Source organism: Rhizobium sp. 01T444, from assembly GCF_056398305.1.
Map to the genome: position 1 here is coordinate 271,430 of NZ_JBFTPD010000003.1, position 16,560 is coordinate 287,989.

The 16,560-nt window shown below is 59.0% G+C and carries 12 protein-coding genes and 2 riboswitches; of the genes, 2 read left to right on the forward strand and 10 right to left on the reverse strand.

Features of this window, described 5'->3' with window-relative positions:
• Positions 1-12: 12 nt before the first annotated feature.
• On the forward strand, positions 13-2,256 hold the full coding sequence (locus tag AC1DTN_RS06830) for a glycoside hydrolase family 2 protein (RefSeq protein ID WP_477920176.1): 2,244 nt from the start codon (positions 13-15) through the stop codon (positions 2,254-2,256).
• A gap of 108 nt (positions 2,257-2,364) precedes the next feature.
• Here AC1DTN_RS06830 and AC1DTN_RS06835 read toward each other — a convergent pair whose 3' ends face one another.
• From AC1DTN_RS06835 to AC1DTN_RS06850, 4 genes are all read right to left on the reverse strand, one after another.
• Complete coding sequence (locus tag AC1DTN_RS06835) at positions 2,365-3,480, reverse strand: ABC transporter ATP-binding protein (protein WP_477920177.1); 1,116 nt, start codon at positions 3,478-3,480, stop codon at positions 2,365-2,367.
• Positions 3,481-3,483: 3 nt separating this feature from the next.
• Positions 3,484-4,431 (reverse strand): carbohydrate ABC transporter permease, encoded by a 948-nt coding sequence (locus tag AC1DTN_RS06840; protein WP_439016672.1) that lies wholly within the window; start codon positions 4,429-4,431, stop codon positions 3,484-3,486.
• Positions 4,428-5,381 carry a carbohydrate ABC transporter permease gene (locus tag AC1DTN_RS06845; protein ID WP_439016673.1) on the reverse strand — a complete coding sequence of 318 codons (954 nt, stop codon included), beginning with the start codon at positions 5,379-5,381 and terminating at the stop codon, positions 4,428-4,430. Before AC1DTN_RS06845 ends, AC1DTN_RS06840 begins: the two co-directional genes overlap by 4 nt.
• 76 nt (positions 5,382-5,457) lie before the next feature.
• On the reverse strand, positions 5,458-6,717 hold the full coding sequence (locus AC1DTN_RS06850) for an ABC transporter substrate-binding protein (RefSeq protein ID WP_442206484.1): 1,260 nt from the start codon (positions 6,715-6,717) through the stop codon (positions 5,458-5,460).
• A 314-nt stretch (positions 6,718-7,031) separates the two neighbouring features.
• Between AC1DTN_RS06850 and AC1DTN_RS06855 the strand changes: the two genes are divergently transcribed.
• Complete coding sequence (locus tag AC1DTN_RS06855) at positions 7,032-8,084, forward strand: LacI family transcriptional regulator (RefSeq protein WP_477920178.1); 1,053 nt, start codon at positions 7,032-7,034, stop codon at positions 8,082-8,084.
• A gap of 2 nt (positions 8,085-8,086) precedes the next feature.
• Here the strand turns inward: AC1DTN_RS06855 and AC1DTN_RS06860 are convergent, their stop codons facing one another.
• The 6 genes from AC1DTN_RS06860 to metE all read right to left on the reverse strand — a co-directional run bounded on the left by AC1DTN_RS06860 (position 8,087) and on the right by metE (position 16,208).
• On the reverse strand, positions 8,087-9,334 hold the full coding sequence (locus AC1DTN_RS06860) for an adenylate/guanylate cyclase domain-containing protein (RefSeq protein ID WP_477920179.1): 1,248 nt from the start codon (positions 9,332-9,334) through the stop codon (positions 8,087-8,089).
• Positions 9,335-9,427: 93 nt separating this feature from the next.
• On the reverse strand, positions 9,428-10,402 hold the full coding sequence (nrdF, locus tag AC1DTN_RS06865) for a class 1b ribonucleoside-diphosphate reductase subunit beta (protein ID WP_477920181.1): 975 nt from the start codon (positions 10,400-10,402) through the stop codon (positions 9,428-9,430).
• A 16-nt stretch (positions 10,403-10,418) separates the two neighbouring features.
• On the reverse strand, positions 10,419-12,587 hold the full coding sequence (gene nrdE, locus AC1DTN_RS06870; RefSeq protein WP_477920183.1) for a class 1b ribonucleoside-diphosphate reductase subunit alpha: 2,169 nt from the start codon (positions 12,585-12,587) through the stop codon (positions 10,419-10,421).
• Entirely contained in the window at positions 12,566-12,979 is a 414-nt protein-coding gene (gene nrdI / locus AC1DTN_RS06875) for a class Ib ribonucleoside-diphosphate reductase assembly flavoprotein NrdI (RefSeq protein WP_439016678.1), read from the reverse strand. The genes nrdE and nrdI overlap by 22 nt, the downstream gene beginning before the upstream one ends.
• A 13-nt stretch (positions 12,980-12,992) precedes the next feature.
• Positions 12,993-13,214, reverse strand: a complete 222-nt coding sequence (gene nrdH / locus AC1DTN_RS06880) for a glutaredoxin-like protein NrdH (RefSeq protein ID WP_007820342.1) — start codon at positions 13,212-13,214, stop codon at positions 12,993-12,995.
• Positions 13,215-13,479: 265 nt separating this feature from the next.
• Positions 13,480-13,707, reverse strand: a riboswitch (cobalamin riboswitch).
• A gap of 176 nt (positions 13,708-13,883) precedes the next feature.
• On the reverse strand, positions 13,884-16,208 hold the full coding sequence (gene metE / locus AC1DTN_RS06885; protein ID WP_439016679.1) for a 5-methyltetrahydropteroyltriglutamate--homocysteine S-methyltransferase: 2,325 nt from the start codon (positions 16,206-16,208) through the stop codon (positions 13,884-13,886).
• Between the two features lie 107 nt (positions 16,209-16,315).
• A riboswitch (cobalamin riboswitch) is annotated at positions 16,316-16,521 on the reverse strand.
• Between the last annotated feature and the right edge of the window lie 39 nt (positions 16,522-16,560).

Consider the following 16,560-nt stretch of genomic DNA (forward strand, 5'->3'; position numbering starts at 1 on the left):
GGAGAGCCTGAGATGCGTTCCGTCGTTTCCCTCAATGAATCCTGGAGCTTCCACGAAGGCTTTGGCCAGCGCCTGACCGAGGCTTTCGACGGCGACCATATGGTCAGCCTGCCGCATACGGCCGTCGAGCTGCCCTTCAACTATTTCGACGAGAAGCGCTATCAGCGCGCCTTCACCTATCAGAAGGCGCTGCGCTGGCTGCCGGAATTCGAAGGCCGCGAAGTCTCCATCCTCTTCGATGGTGCCATGGCCGACAGTGTCGTCTATCTGAACGGCGAAGAGATCATTGCCCATAAGGACGGCTATACGCCCTTCGAAGCCCGCCTGACCGGCAAACTCATCAAGGGCGAGAACCTGATCACCGTCAAGATTGACGGTAGCGAGAACCCCGCCATCCCGCCCTTCGGCGGTCGCATCGACTACCTCACCTATGCCGGCATCTATCGCGACGTCTGGCTGAAGGTCACCGACAAAGTCTCCATCCGCAATCTCAAGATCGAGACACATGACGTTCTGTCCGACATGAAGTCGGCCACGGTCCGCGTTGATGTCGCCAATCCACAGAGCCTGACCTATGCCGCGACCGTTACGGCCTCGCTGAAGGGTGCCGATGGTATCGTGCTCGCAAGTGCTGCCGGTGAAACGATTGGCTCCGTGACGACGCTCTCGTTCGGCGGACTGACCGGCATCGAACTGTGGGACCTGTCAAACCCGGCGCTCTACGAAGTTGTCGTCGATCTCAGAACCGAACATGGCTCGGACAGGGCATCCGCCCATTTCGGCTTCCGCACCGCCAAATTCACGCCGGAAGGCTTCCTGCTCAACGGCCGGTCCGTGAAACTTCAGGGCCTCAACCGCCATCAGGCCTATCCCTATATCGGTTATGCAGCCGGCCGCTCCGCACAGGAGCGTGACGCCGACATCATGAAAAAAGTGCTGAAGTGCAATATCGTGCGCACTTCGCACTATCCGCAGTCGAAATGGTTCCTCGACCAGTGCGATCGCATCGGCCTGCTCGTCTTCGAAGAAATCCCCGGCTGGCAGCATATCGGCGATCTCGATTGGCAGAGAGAGTCCATCGAAAACGTTCGCCGCATGATCGAGCGCGACTGGAATCACCCCTCGATCATCATCTGGGGCGTGCGCATCAACGAGTCGCTCGACAGCCACGACTTCTATACTGCGACCAACCGGCTGGCCCATGAGCTCGATTCCACGCGCCAGACTGGCGGCGTTCGCTACCTGACCGAAAGCGAGCTTCTGGAAGACGTCTATACGATGAACGACTTCATCCTGGGCAATGAGGAACTGCCGGGTGCCAACCGCCCGCGCACGGCGCTGCGCGGCCAGCAAGAAAATACCGGCCTCTCCTACAAGGTCCCCTACATCATCACCGAATTCAACGGCCACATGCATCCGACCAAGATGTATGATGCCGAGCAGCGCCAGGCCGAACATGTGCGCCGCCACTTGGAAGTGCTGAATGCCGCCTATGGCGATCCGGATATTTCGGGCGCGATCGGCTGGTGCATGTTCGACTACAACACGCACAAGGATTTCGGCTCCGGCGACCGCATCTGCTATCACGGCGTCATGGACATGTTCCGCGAACCGAAATTCGCGGCCTATGTCTATGCCAGCCAGTGCGACTCCTCAGATGAAATCATCATGAAGCCGGTCACCTTCTGGGCGCGCGGCGAACGCAGCATCGGCGGCGTGCTGCCGATGATCATCCTGACCAACTGTGACGAGGTTGAGCTGAAATACGGCTCGCTGACCAAGCGCATCGGCCCGGACCGCGAAAACTATCCGCATCTGCCGCACCCGCCCGTCGTGCTCGACCACCGCCATTTCACCCAGGATGAACTCGGCCGCTGGGGTCTGGAATGGATCGACGGTGAATTCACCGGCTTCATCAATGGCGAGCCCGTGGCCAGACTGATGCTGGCAGCCGATCCGCTGCCGACCACACTCGAAGTAGTGCCCGACAGCACCACGCTGAAGGCCCGCGAACGCGACACGACCCGTGTCATTATCCGCGCACTCGACCAGCGCGGCCAGCGCCTGCCCTTCCTGAACGATGCTGTAACGCTGACGGTCAAAGGGCCTGCCAAGATTGTCGGTCCGACGACCGTATCGCTCCAGGGCGGCACGACGGGCTTCTGGCTGGAGGCAACCGGCTTGACAGGCGAAATCACCGTCGAAGCGACAGCGAGCCACTTCGCACCGGTAACACTCTCGGTGGCGGCCGTCTGACAGCCGACAGAGCATTTCCGTTTTTCTTCGAATTACGGAAATGCTCTATCTCTTTGTTTTCACGCAATTCGGGACGCAAAACTGCTGCACACTTTTGCTGGAATTGCTCTATGCAATCCTGAGCTGGCTGGCAGGATCGAAGAACACCGCCTTGTCGAGATTGAAGGCAAGGCGGGTGTTCTGACCAGGCAGAATGCCGGTATCCGCTCCAAGGCGCGCCACCACCGACTTGCCGCCGAGCTTGGTGACGGCAAACGTATCCGAACCGGCCGGTTCCACGACTTCGATGGCGCAGTCGCCATGAACGACCGACTTCGCCTTGCGGTCGGCCCCGTCAGGGTCCGTCAATGCTTCGGGACGAATGCCGAAGATCACCTGCTTGCCCGCGTAGCCGGTAAGGCTGTTACTGCCCGAATTGACCGGTAGCTTCAACGGCTCGGCATTGGGCCGCTCCAGCGAGACCTGCAAGCCGCCGTCGCCGTTTTCGACGGTCGCGTTGAGCAGGTTCATCGCCGGCGAGCCCATGAAGTCTGCTACGAAGACATTGGCCGGGCTGTTGTAGATTTCCGCCGGCGTACCGAACTGCTGCAGCACGCCGYCCTTCAKCACCGCGATSYKCGTSGCCAGCGTCATCGCCTCGATCTGGTCRTGMGTGACGTAGACGATCGTCGTTCCCATGCGCTGGTGCAGGCGCTTGATTTCCGTGCGCATATCGACGCGCAGCTTCGCATCCAGGTTGGAGAGCGGCTCGTCGAACAGGAACACTTGCGGATTGCGCACCAGCGCGCGGCCCATTGCCACGCGCTGCCGCTGGCCACCGGAAAGCTGCGAAGGCTTTCGATCCAGGAGATGGCCGATCTGCAGCATGTCGGAGACCTGCTTGATCGCCTTCTCGCGCTCATCCTTCGGCACACCGCGAATTTCCATGCCGAAGGCGATATTGCCGGCCACGGTCATGTTCGGATAGAGCGCGTAGCTCTGGAATACCATGGCGATATCGCGCTTGGACGGGTGCAAACCGTTGATGGAGCGGCCATCGATGCGGATCTCACCCGAAGTGATCGCTTCCAGCCCGGCGATGGTGTTGAGCAGCGTGGACTTGCCACAGCCGGACGGGCCGACCAGCACCAGGAAGCCACCCTTTTCGAGTTCCAGGTCGATCCCCTTGAGAATGTCGACGGCGCCGAAGCGCTTTTTGAGACCGGAAATTTCAAGGAAAGCCATGGATCACCCTTTGACGGCGCCCGCCATCAGACCACGCACGAAATAGCGGCCGGCGAGGATATAGACGATGAGCGTAGGAACGGCCGCGATCATCGCCGCAGCCATGTTGACATTATATTCGACCACGCCGGTCGAGGTATTGACGACGTTGTTGAGCGCCACCGTCATCGGCATGGAGTCACCCGTACCGGCATAGGCCGAGGCGAAGAGGAAGTCGTTCCAGATATTAGTGAACTGGTAGATGACCGTCACCACGATTATCGGCAGCGAATTCGGCAGCATGATACGGCGAAAGATCTGAAAGAAGCTCGCGCCATCGACCTGCGCGGCCTTCACAAGTTCCGTCGGAAAGGCCTCATAGAAATTGCGGAAGAACAGTGTCGTGAAGCCGAGACCGTAGACGACATGCACGAAAACCAGGTTGACCGTCGGATTGCCGAAGCCGAAGCTGAAACCGGTCGCGTTCTGAAGCGTCATGCCGAAGCGGCCGAGTGCGCCGAGAATGGTCGCCATCGGCAGCAGCACCGACTGGAACGGAATGAAGCAGGCAAACAGCATCAGGCCGAAAACCAGCGTATCGCCGGGAAACCGCCACTTGGTCAGCACATAACCGTTGAGCGCGCCGAGAACGGTCGAGATCGCGACAGCCGGCACGACCATCTTGATCGAGTTCCAGAAATAGCCCTTGATGCCGGCACAGGTAAGACCGACGCAGGTCTCCCCCCAGGCCTTGAGCCAGGGATCAAGCGTCGGTGACTGCGGCAGCGCCAGCATATTTCCGTTCTGGATCTCGTCCATGGTCTTGAACGAGGTGGTGAGCATGACGAAGAGCGGCATCAGGTAGAGAACGGCGAAGATCAGCAGCAGGCCGTAGATGATGACGCGGCCAATCCAGCGGCCGCCATTGCCGCCATGCGTGCGCGCGATATCGGAAGAGGTCACGCTGCTCATCGCGCCTTCTCCTTCAGTTCGGAATAGAGATAGGGAACGATGATCGCCGAGATGGTCATCAGCATGATGATGGCGCTTGCAGAACCGACAGCCATTTCATTCCGCTTAAACGTGTATTCATACATGAAATTGGAAGGCAGCCACGCCGAGCCACCGGGCCCGCCGGAGGTCAGCGCCACCACGAGGTCGTAGGACTTGATCGCCATATGGGCGAGCACGATGAAGGCGGAGAGGAAGATCGGCCGCAGCAGCGGAATGACGATGCGCCGGTAGAGCTGGAACGGTGTGGCGCCATCGATCTGCGCCGCTTTCATGATCTCACCGTCGATGCCCCGCAAGCCCGCGAGGAACATCGCCATGACGAAGCCGGAAGCCTGCCAGACACCGGCGATGACGACGGTGTAGATGACGAAGTCCTTGTTCTTGATCCAATCGAAGTGAAAGCTCGTCCAGCCGAGATGATGCAGCGTCTGCTCCAGGCCGAGGCCCGGATCGAGGAACCATTTCCAGGCAACACCGGTCACGATGAAGGACAGCGCCATAGGATAGAGAAAGATCGGCCGCAGCACGCCTTCGCCGCGAATCTTCTGGTCGAGAAGGATCGCCAACAGCAGCCCGAGCCCGAGGCAGATGAAGATATAGAGGAAACCGAAGATCCCCATATTGGTGATCGACGTGTACCACGAGGACGGCGGATCGCTCTCGAAGGTCCAGCGCCAGAGGCGCTGATAGGCACGCGCGCCCGTGATTGCATAGGATGGAAAGGTCTTGGAATTGGTGAAGGAGAGATAGGCCGTCCAGACGATGAAGCCATAGACGAAGATCACGGTGATCAAGAAACTCGGCGCCAATACGATCTTCGGCAGAGCGTCCTGCAGCCGGCCACGAATAGACGAGCGGGTTGAAGACTTCGACGTCAGGACCGGATCCGTGGTCGCAACTGTACTCATGTGGTCATCTCCTCCCCGCACCGCAGGGGCTGTGGCTTCCCCGCAAGAGTGCGGGAAAGCCTTGGTCGGTGGAATATTAGCGAGCGTCGTCAATTGCCTTGACGAGTTCTTCGACGGCCTGGTCGGACGTCTTGATCTGGCCATGGACGAACTTGGTCACTACATCCTTATAGGCGTTGGCGATCGCCGGAGGCGCGCCATAGCCCTGGGCGAGCGAGCCAAACAGGGTGCCCTTCTCGTTGGCAGCGGCAAGATCGGCTATGCCCTTCTTACCGCAAGCATCGAAGTCGGTATCCGGAACGTCGGTACGCGCCGGAACCGAGCCCTTAACGACGTTGAAGGCCGACTGGAAACTTTTCGACAAGGTGGCGGTGGCAAGTGCTGCCTGAGCGGCCTTGCGATCGTCAGATACGTTGAACATGCCGAACATATCGGAATTGTAGACGACGCTGCCGTCGGTGCCGGGGAAGCGGTAGCACAGGAAATCGGTGCCGGCGGCCATGTTGGCAGCCTTGAATTCGCCTTTGGCCCAGTCGCCCATCACCTGCACTAGTGCATCACCCTTGATGACCATGCCGGTCGCTTGATTCCACTGACGACCGGAAAAATTCGGGTCGACATAGGTGATCAGCTTGCCCAGATTGTCGAACGACTTCTTCATCGTGTCGGATTTCAGCGACTCTTCGTCGAGATCGTTCATTGCCTTCTTGTAGAATTCAGGCCCGCCGGTCGACAGAACGACCGAGTCGAACATGGTGGCTTCCTGCCAGTTCTCACCGCCAAGGGCGAGCGGAATGACGCCGGCCGCCTTGGCTTTGTCGAGCAACGCAATCAGGTCGTCGAAGGTCTTCGGCTCGGTGCCGCCGATCTTGTCCATGACGGCCTTGTTGATCCACAGCCAGTTGACCGAGTGGACATTGACCGGCACCGCCACCCATTTGCCATCATAAACGGTGAACTTCTGCAGGGCGGCAGGAACCGCCTTGTCCCAGCCTTCCTTGACGGCGATGTCGGTGATGTCGCCCATCGTGCCGGCTGCGGCATAGTCCAGCACGGTATAGCCGAGCATCTGCGAGGCGGTCGGCGGATTACCGGCAGCCACCATCGCCTTCAGCGCGACCATGGCGGGGTCGCCGCCACCACCGGCAACCGGCACGTCCTTCCAGGCAAAGCCTTCCTTAGAAAGGTCCTGCTTCAGCACGTTGAGCGCCGCGGCTTCACCGCCTGATGTCCACCAGTGCAGCATCTGAACTTCCTTGACGTCAGCCGCGTGAGCGCTGCCGAAACCAGCCATCATCACGACAGCAAGAGCTGCCGAGCTCAAAAACTTGCGCATGAATATCCTCCCGTTCGTAAGTGGCGGCGAGACCCACCTCGGCCGCCACGATGTCTTCCGCCGTGAGGGCGGCTAAACACCACACTACACCGCACCTCCCAGCGCGGTTAACAATTTAAAACGTTATAAACGCGGTCACGTCAAGTCCTTCCTCGACTCCCGAGAAAAATATGATTAGTCCGATAAATATTGATTTTATTTGCCTTTTTTCTGATCGCCTAAGAAACTGTAAAAATTTAAATCGTTTGCATTGATTGATTGCGTGCCGGTTTCATCGTGTTATTGTAGCCGCGATCCAGCACGGAATGTCCCCAGTGACCGAATCGTCCCAACTGCAACGCGGTGAAAATCCGGATGGTGCGCAAAAGCGCGGCAAGCCGACCTTGCGTACCATCGCGACATTGACCGGTCTTGCGGTGACGACGGTTTCGCGCGCACTCAGCGACGCGCCGCAAATATCAGTTGAGACGCGCGAGCGCGTCCATCGCATTGCCCGCGAGATCGGCTACCTGCCGGACCGGGCTGCCCAGCGCCTCAAGACAGGCCGCACCAACGTCATCAGCATTCTTCTCGACCCGCATCAGGAAGTGGTCGGCTTCGGCACGGCCATTATGTACGGCATCGCCAAGGTGCTGAAAGAGACATCCTATCACCTCGTCGTCGCCCCGAACTTCCTGTCGACGACGGATCTCGAAGCGGCAGAATATATCGTCCGCAACAATTTCGCAGACGGCCTGATCTTCACGCGGACGGAACCCTTCGATGCGAGGGTGCGGATGCTGCAGGAGGTCGGCTTTCCCTTCGTGTCCCACGGGCGCTCCGAATTTTCGACGCCGCATCCCTACGTCGATTACGACAATTATGCTTTCGCCTATCAAGCCACGCGGCGCCTGATCGCCAAGGGCAGGAAGAAGGTTACGGTCATCATGCCGCCGAAGCGGCTGACCTTCAGCCAGCACATCCTTCATGGCTTCATGACCGCCGTGCGCGAGGCCGGCGTCGCCTACGAGATATCGGAAGCGGTCACGCTCGATTCACCGGCCAACGAGATCAGGGATTTCTTCCGCGCCCGCGCCGCAGCCCCCGATGTTCCCGATGGCTTTGTCTGCCCGGGCGAGGTTTCCGCGCTGGCGCTTGTCAGTGCCATGGGTGATGCGGGCCACGTCCTGGCGGAGGACTATGATATCGTCGCCAAGGAAACCTCACATCTCATCACCCATCTTCAGCCGAAGATCGAAACCATCTACGAGGATCTGGTCGAGGCAGGCGAACATCTCGGCCAGATGCTTCTCCAGCGCATCAGCAATCCGGCAGCGGAGAGCCAGAGCCTGCTCCTGCCACCGCAGATCAATTTTCCGGTGGCCTAAGCCTAAGCCGCGTCACGACCGTTTATCGGCTTCTCGCGGAAGGCGAAGACTTCGACCGGCTCTCCGAGCCCGCGCAGCGGAAAGGTGCCGAGATTGTCCATCTCTTCCGTGCAGGTCGCCATCTCAACGAAAGCGCGCGACAAAAGCACCGGCCGCTTGACCTCCTTGGTCAAGGTTTCAAGCCGCGAGGCGACGTTGACTGCTGGGCCGATGACGGTGAAATCCAGCCGCCGACGCGAACCGATATTGCCGTACATGACGTCGCCGACGTGGACGCCGACGCCGTAGCGCAGCGGATCACGTCCTAAACGCTGATGTTGCTCATTCAGTTTCGCCATCGCCTCCTGCCCTTCACGGATCGCCGTCAGCAGATCCTCGCAGGCCGAAGGCTTCGACAGCGGAAAGATAGCAAGCAGTCCGTCACCCATGAATTTCAGGATTTCGCCTCCATGCCGCTCGATCGGATCGGACATGGCATCGAAATAGTCGTTGAGCAACTGGATCACGTCATCGCGCGGCCAGAGATCGGAGATCGCCGTGAAATCGCGCAGGTCGCAGATCATGATCGCCGCGCCGACGGTCGTGCCGCTGCCGCGGGTGATGACGCCGGAGAGAATCTGTTCGCTCGCATGCGGCCCGACATAAGTCTGCAGCAGCGTGCGCGCCATGATGTTCTTGAGCCGGATCTCGCTGACGAGAGTGAGAGCCGGCAGCAGATCGCGCAGGAAATCCAAGTGTTCGCCGGTAAAACCGCCTGGCCTATTGGTGGAGAACGTAACGACGTGGCGCTTGTCGAACGTATGATCGATCGGCCAGGCGATATATTCGGAATAGCCGTCGTCGCGCAGTTCCTGGTAGAAGGGATAGCCGTCGCCCTCCCATAAATCCTCAAGGTTCTTCCGCACCTCGTTGGCGCCTTTGTGGATCTCGTTGACCGGGCTATTGAGGAATTGCGGCGTGGTTTCCACCCCGTAAGCAAAGGTGTCGATCTTTGCCTCTTCCATGCCTTCCACCCACAGGATGCGAGCGCCGATCCATTGCGGATGGTTCGTGCGGAAATGCAAGCTCGACCGGTTCACCGGCACGCCGGCTGCCAGCAGCCGCTTGCACATCTCCACCAGGATATTGTCGATGAAACGCTCGTTGCGGGTCTCGTTGATCAGCCAATCGAGAATTCGGCGCCTGCGGATTGGCCAGACCCCTTCGGCAGCTTCACTTGCCGGATCAGTCGCTTCGAAAGAGGGCCTCATAAAAAACTCCCGCTACGCCACATTCAACGAATACACCGCGCTGAATGTGGGCGATAGCGGACCGAATGATAAGAGGCTTCGTAAAGATAAACCTCAGAAATCCCAGTCTTCGTCCTCGGTCGCCACCGCCTTGCCGATGACATAGGAGGAGCCGGAGCCCGAGAAGAAGTCATGGTTCTCATCGGCATTCGGCGAAAGCGCAGACAGGATCGCCGGATTGACCTTGCAGGCGTCAGCCGGGAACAGCGCCTCATAGCCGAGGTTCATCAGCGCCTTGTTGGCGTTGTAATGCAGGAACTTCTTGACGTCCTCGGTCAGCCCGACGCCGTCATAGAGCGCTTCGGTATATTTCGCTTCGTTGTCGTAGAGCTCGAGCAGCAGGTCGAAGGCAAAATCCTTAATCTCCTGGCGGCGCTCTTCGGAGAGCTTTTCAAGTCCGCGCTGGAACTTGTAGCCGATATAATAGCCGTGCACGGCCTCGTCACGGATGATGAGGCGGATCATGTCGGCCGTGTTGGTGAGCTTGGCGCGGCTCGACCAGTACATCGGCAGATAGAAGCCGGAATAGAAGAGGAAGCTTTCGAGGAAGACGCTCGCAACCTTCTTCTTCAGGRGATCGCCGGAAGCATAATGCTCCATGATCAGCGCCGACTTCTTCTGCAGGAATTCGTTCTCTTCAGACCAGCGATAGGCATCATCGACGTCGGGCGTCAGGCAGAGCGTCGAGAAGATCGAGGAATAGGAGCGCGCATGCACCGCCTCCATGAAGGAGATGTTGGAGAGCACCGCCTCCTCATGCGGCGTTACCGCATCCGCCATCAGCTTGACGGAGCCGACACCGTTCTGGATCGTGTCGAGCAGCGTCAGCCCGGTGAAGACGCGGATCGTCAGCTGCTGCTCGGCCGGCGTCAGTGTCCCCCAGGAGGGAATGTCGTTCGACAGCGGCACCTTTTCCGGCAGCCAGAAATTGCCGGTCAGACGGTTCCAGACTTCGAGATCCTTGTCGTCCTCGATACGGTTCCAGTTGATGGCGCGCACGCGGCTGACCGGTTTGAATTGCATGTTCATCATTATCTCCGGTCGTTTAAAGCGTGCAGGATACGCAGCCCTGCACCTCGGTGCCGGACAGCGCCATCTGGCGAAGGCGGATGTAGTAAATCGTCTTGATGCCCTTCTTCCAGGCATAGATCTGGGCGCGGTTGATGTCGCGCGTCGTTGCCGTGTCGCGGAAGAACAGCGTCAGCGACAGGCCCTGATCGACATGTTGGGTAGCCGCAGCATAGGTGTCGATGATCTTGTCTGGCCCGATCTCATAGGCATCCTGATAGTAGTCGAGATTGTCGTTGGTCATGAACGGCGCCGGATAATAGACGCGGCCGATCTTGCCTTCCTTGCGGATCTCGATCTTCGAGACGATCGGATGGATCGAGGAAGTCGAGTGGTTGATATAGGAAATCGAGCCCGTCGGCGGCACCGCCTGCAGGTTCTGGTTATAGAGGCCGGAGGCCATCACGGCCTTCTTCAGCTCCAGCCAGTCTTCCTGCGTCGGGATATGAATGCCGGCACCGTCGAAAAGCGCCTGAACCTTCTCGGTCGCCGGCTTCCATTCCTGCTCGGTATATTTGTCGAAATATTCGCCCGAGGCATATTTCGAATTCTCGAAGCCCTTGAAGCTTGCGCCACGTTCGACCGCCAGACGGTTGGAGGCGCGCAGCGCGTGATAGGTCACCGTGTAGAAATAGATATTGGTGAAATCGACGCCCTCTTCCGAACCGTAATGGATGCGCTCGCGGGCGAGGTATCCATGCAGGTTCATCTGGCCGAGGCCGATTGCATGGCTGTCGTCATTGCCCTTCTCGATCGATGGAACCGAGGAGATGTGACTCATGTCGGAAACGGCCGTCAGCGCGCGGATCGAGGTCTCGATCGTCTTGCCGAAATCGGCCGAATCCATCGCCATGGCGATATTCAGCGAGCCGAGATTGCAGGAAATATCCTTGCCCATCACCTTGTAGGAAAGGTCGTCGTTGAATTCGCTCGCTTCGCTGACCTGCAGGATTTCAGAGCAGAGATTGCTCATGCTGATGCGGCCGGCGATCGGGTTTGCCCGGTTCACCGTGTCTTCGAACATGATGTAGGGATAACCGCTCTCGAACTGAATTTCGGCAATTACCTGGAAGAATTCGCGCGCCTTGATCTTCTTCTTTGTGATACGGGCATCCGCCACCATCTCGCGGTACTTCTCCGTCACCGATATCTCGGTGAAGGGCACGCCATAGGCCCGCTCCACGTCATAGGGCGAGAAGAGGTACATATCCTCATTGTTCTTGGCGAGTTCGAAAGTGATGTCGGGCACGACGACGCCGAGCGACAGCGTCTTGATGCGGATCTTCTCGTCAGCATTTTCGCGCTTGGTATCAAGGAAGCGCATGATGTCAGGGTGATGGGCGTTGAGATAAACGGCACCCGCACCCTGCCGAGCACCGAGCTGATTGGCGTAGGAGAACGAGTCTTCGAGCAGCTTCATGACGGGGATGATGCCGGAAGACTGGTTTTCGATCTGCTTGATCGGCGCACCAGCCTCGCGGATGTTCGTCAGCGATAGCGCCACGCCACCGCCGCGCTTGGAAAGCTGCAGCGCCGAATTGATGGAGCGGCCGATCGATTCCATATTGTCTTCGACACGCAGCAGAAAGCACGAGACGAGCTCGCCGCGCTGCTTCTTGCCGGCATTGAGGAAAGTCGGCGTTGCCGGCTGGAAGCGGCCGGTGATGATCTCTTCGACCAGATCACGGGCAAGCTGCTCATTGCCTTCGGCAAGTGCCAACGCCACCATGCAGATGCGATCTTCATAGCGCTCCAGATAGCGCTTTCCGTCGAAGGTCTTCAGCGTGTAGCTGGTGTAATATTTGAAGGCGCCGAGGAAAGTCGGGAAACGGAACTTCTTGGCATAGGCCTCGTCGAACAGGTCGCGGACGAAATTGAAGGAATACTGGTCGAGCACTTCCTGCTCGTAATAGCCTTCGGTCACCAGATAATCGAGCTTCTCCCGGAGATTATGGAAGAACACCGTGTTCTGGTTCACGTGCTGCAGGAAATACTGCTTGGCCGCCATGCGGTCCTTGTCGAGCTGGATCTTGCCCTGCTCGTCATAGAGGTTCAGCATCGCGTTCAGCGCGTGATAATCCAGCGCGTCCGCTGCCTTTAGCGGTTTTGCGCCCGCATCTCGCGTCAAATTTGTTCCTGTGTCCAAAATCGTCCCATCCCGTCTTTGACATTGGCGACATCCTCGGCAGTCCCCAGAAGCTCGAACCGGTAGAGGTAAGGCACCTGGCATTTCTGCGAGATCACGTCGCCGGCAAGCCCATAGGTCTCGCCGAAATTGCTGTTGCCCGCAGCAATGACGCCACGGATGTTGGAGCGGTTTTCCGCATCGTTGAGGAAACGGATCACCTGCTTGGGCACGGCTCCCTTTACGATCCCGGGGCCGCCATCCCCGCAATAGGTGGGCGAGATCAGCACATAGGGTTCGCGAATGTGGATGTCCTCAACGCCTACGGGAATGCGCGCCGCGCGCAGTCCCAGCTTCTCGACGAAACGATGGGTATTCTCAGACCGGCTGGAATAATAGACGATCAGGCCCACCGCTCTTCTCCGATCAGGAGAGCGCGCTGATCATATCGGGACGGAAGCCCGCCCAGTGGTTCTCGCCGGCAACGACGACCGGAACCTGCATGTAGCCCATGCCGCGAACGCGATCGAGCGCGTCGGCATCCTCGGAGATATCGATGATCTGATAGTCGACGCCCAGGCGGTCGAGGGCGCGATATGTGGCGGTGCACTGAACGCAGGCAGGCTTGCTGTAAACGGTAACGCTCATCATGTTCCTCGTGATGTCAATGGATTCCGGACGCAGAACTAGGATCGGGCGCCTTGCGGCGTCCGGGGTAACGCTCGATATTGATCTGGCAAAGTTGGCGTTTTACACGCCGGATTCGATCCCTCGCGGGATTTGCGCGGGCGGCGGCTTTGATGCTCTCGACATGACTTCAACCCCGAAGTGCTCATGCGGACTTCCGGGGGCAGCGCAACAGGTGCGGATTTGATCCGCCTCACATATACGCGACCTTCCGGACACCCCGCCCGTGGACGTTTCGTTCAAGGCAGGTCTCCTGGCTCGCGGGTCGAAGCACCCTGCCCCCAGCCTTCCCAAAGCGTCATGCCTCAGTGACCTGAAATCGGACAGTTGCTCGCCGCTTACAGTTGCGGGGGCAGCTCCGGCCTTGTTTTGCCATCATGGCAAACCGCACCGTATTCCCGTCTTAGCCTGCGATCCCTAGCGAATCGAAGGAACCGTGAACACTAGATATAGTACTCGAATCGGAGTTGGCGTCAACGGATGGTTTGTGCGTCGCGTTACGGCATGTTTGAAATTGCTACATTCCTGTGAAAAACGTGGTTAACGAATGCTTAAAGAAAGTAGGCTGTGGAGAAGGCCCCAATGAAGAGAGCCGGCCTATAGCCGGCTCTCTGATTTTCGACTCCAGGTTCAGGCCCGAATCGTCGATGCGGCATGTCGTAATATTCGGGCGGCAGCGACCATGTTGACGAGCGCCGGGCGAACCTCTTCCCACCTGCGCGTCTTCAATCCGCAATCCGGATTGATCCAGAGCTGCCCGTCCGTCAGACGCTCGCGCGCCAGCGTCAGGAGCTCCGTCATCTCCTCGACATCAGGAACGCGCGGCGAATGGATGTCGTAGACGCCGGGGCCGATCTCGTTCGGATATTTGTAGCTACGGAAGGCCTCCAGCAGTTCCATCTTCGAACGTGACGTCTCGATGGAGATCACATCGGCATCCATCGCCGCGATGGCATCGATGATCTGGTTGAACTCCGAATAGCACATATGCGTATGGATCTGCGTTTCGTCCGCCACGCCGGAGGCGCATAGGCGGAAACTCTCGACGGCCCAGTCGAGATAGGTCTTCCAGTCGGCCTTGCGCAGCGGCAGGCCCTCGCGCAGCGCCGCCTCGTCGATCTGGATCATTGCCGCACCGGCCCTTTCGAGATCGAGCACCTCGTCGCGGATCGCCAGCGCGATCTGCCGGCTGACGTCGGCGCGAGAGAGATCGTCGCGCACGAAGGACCAGTTGAGGATCGTCACCGGCCCGGTCAGCATGCCCTTCACGGGCTTCTCCGTCAGCGACTGCGCATAGCGCCACCACTCGACTGTCATCGGCTTCGGCCGGGAGACGTCCCCGAAGATAACAGGCGGTCGGACGTAACGGGAGCCATAGCTCTGCACCCAGGCATGTTGAGTGAAGGCGAAGCCGGAAAGCTGCTCACCGAAATACTGCACCATGTCATTGCGTTCGAATTCGCCGTGGACAAGCACGTCGAGGCCGATTTCCTCCTGCCAGCGGATCGCCGCTTCGGTCTCCTTTTTCAGAAAGGCATCATAATCCGCCTCGCTGATCGTGCCCTTGGTGAAAGCGGAGCGGGACTTTCGAACATCTGATGTCTGCGGGAAGGAGCCGATCGTCGTCGTCGGGAACAGCGGCAGGCGAAGCTTACGCTCCTGCAGTCCGGTCCGCTCGGCAAAATCGCTGCTGCGTGTCTTCATCGCCTCGTCGATCGCGGCAACCCGCTGTCTGACCTTCAGATCATGTACGCGCGTAGATGCGGCGCGCGATGCAACGGCCTGCGAGGCTGCCGCAATCACCTGGGAGGCCTTGCCGGCATCGCCGAGCGCTGCGATCTCCTCAAGCTTCTGGGCAGCGAAGGCGAGCCATGATTTCAGCTCACCATCCAGCCCGCTCTCCAGTTCCAGATCGATCGGCACGTGCAGCAGCGAGCAGGACGGCGCGATCTGTAGCCGGTCCGCACCAAAGTGCTGGACAAGCGGCTCGATCCTCTCCCGGATCGCCGCAAGGTCTGCCTTCCAGATATTGCGCCCGTCGATGACGCCAAGCGAAAATGTCAGATCGCTGGGTGCCTTGAAAAGGGCATCGATCTGCTGTGGAGCGCGAACGAGATCGACATGCAGGCCGGCAACCGGGAGCGAGAGCGCCGTCGGCAGATTGTCGCCGATCGCGCCGAAATAGGTGGCGACCATGATCTTCAGGTCGGGCACCAATTCATGCAGCGCACGATAGGTATGCTGCAGTGCTGCCTGCTCTTCCTGTGAAAGATCGAGCACGAAGCAAGGTTCGTCGATCTGCACCCAGTCGACACCGGCTGCACGAAGTTCTGCCAGTACTTTTGTATAAACAGGCAACAAGCGTGCAAGCAGGTCAATCGGCGCAAAACCTTCTTCGCTTCCCTTGGCGAGTTTCAGGAAGGTAACCGGACCGAGGATGACCGGCCGGGTGTGGATGCCAAGTGTCTTGGCCTCGACGAAGGCATCAAGTGGCTTGTTCGCCGTCAGGGCAAAGGTCTGATCGGGGCCGAGTTCCGGCACCATGTAGTGGTAGTTCGTGTCGAACCATTTCGTCATTTCCAGCGCCGGCGCGCCATGCCCGTGATGGTGCTGATGGCCGCAATCGACATGCGCCTCTTCGCCGGTGGAGCCGCGCGCCATCGCGAAATAGGTGTCGAGAGAAACTTGCCCGCCCTTCCAGCCATAGGCGGCGGGAATGGCGCCGACCATGACCGCCGTGTCGAGCACATGGTCGTAAAGCGAGAAATCGTTCGAGGGGATGACGTCGATCCCCTTCTGCTTCTGCAGGAGCCAGTTTTCCGCCCGCAGCCGCTTCGCGACATCGAGAAGCGCGCCGGCATCGGATTTGCCGGCCCAGTAGCTCTCCAGTGCGAATTTGAGTTCGCGATGCTTTCCGATCCTGGGAAAGCCGAGATTTGCAGTCTTGATAGTCATTTTCCTTACCCCGAAGGTTATGGGCAAGGCTGCGGCGCAACGCATCGACGAGATACGGCCATGGGAATGCCGTCTCGCGCAAGCGGCACACCGGGACACCCCGCCCGTGGACGTTATCTATCGCGGCAGGTCTCCTGGCTTGCGGGTCATCGACATCGTCCAGTCTTCCCGGGCGTCTTCCCAGTGACGTCGAAGGACGGTGTCTATCCGCTTACAGTTGCGGGGGCAGCTTCGGTCTTGGCGATGGCCGCACCGAATTCCCTCTTAGCTTGGGATCAACAGATCCCAAGAACCAACGATGCGGCAAGCATGCACCCGCCGCATCGCAACGTCAATATGATATAAAGAAATC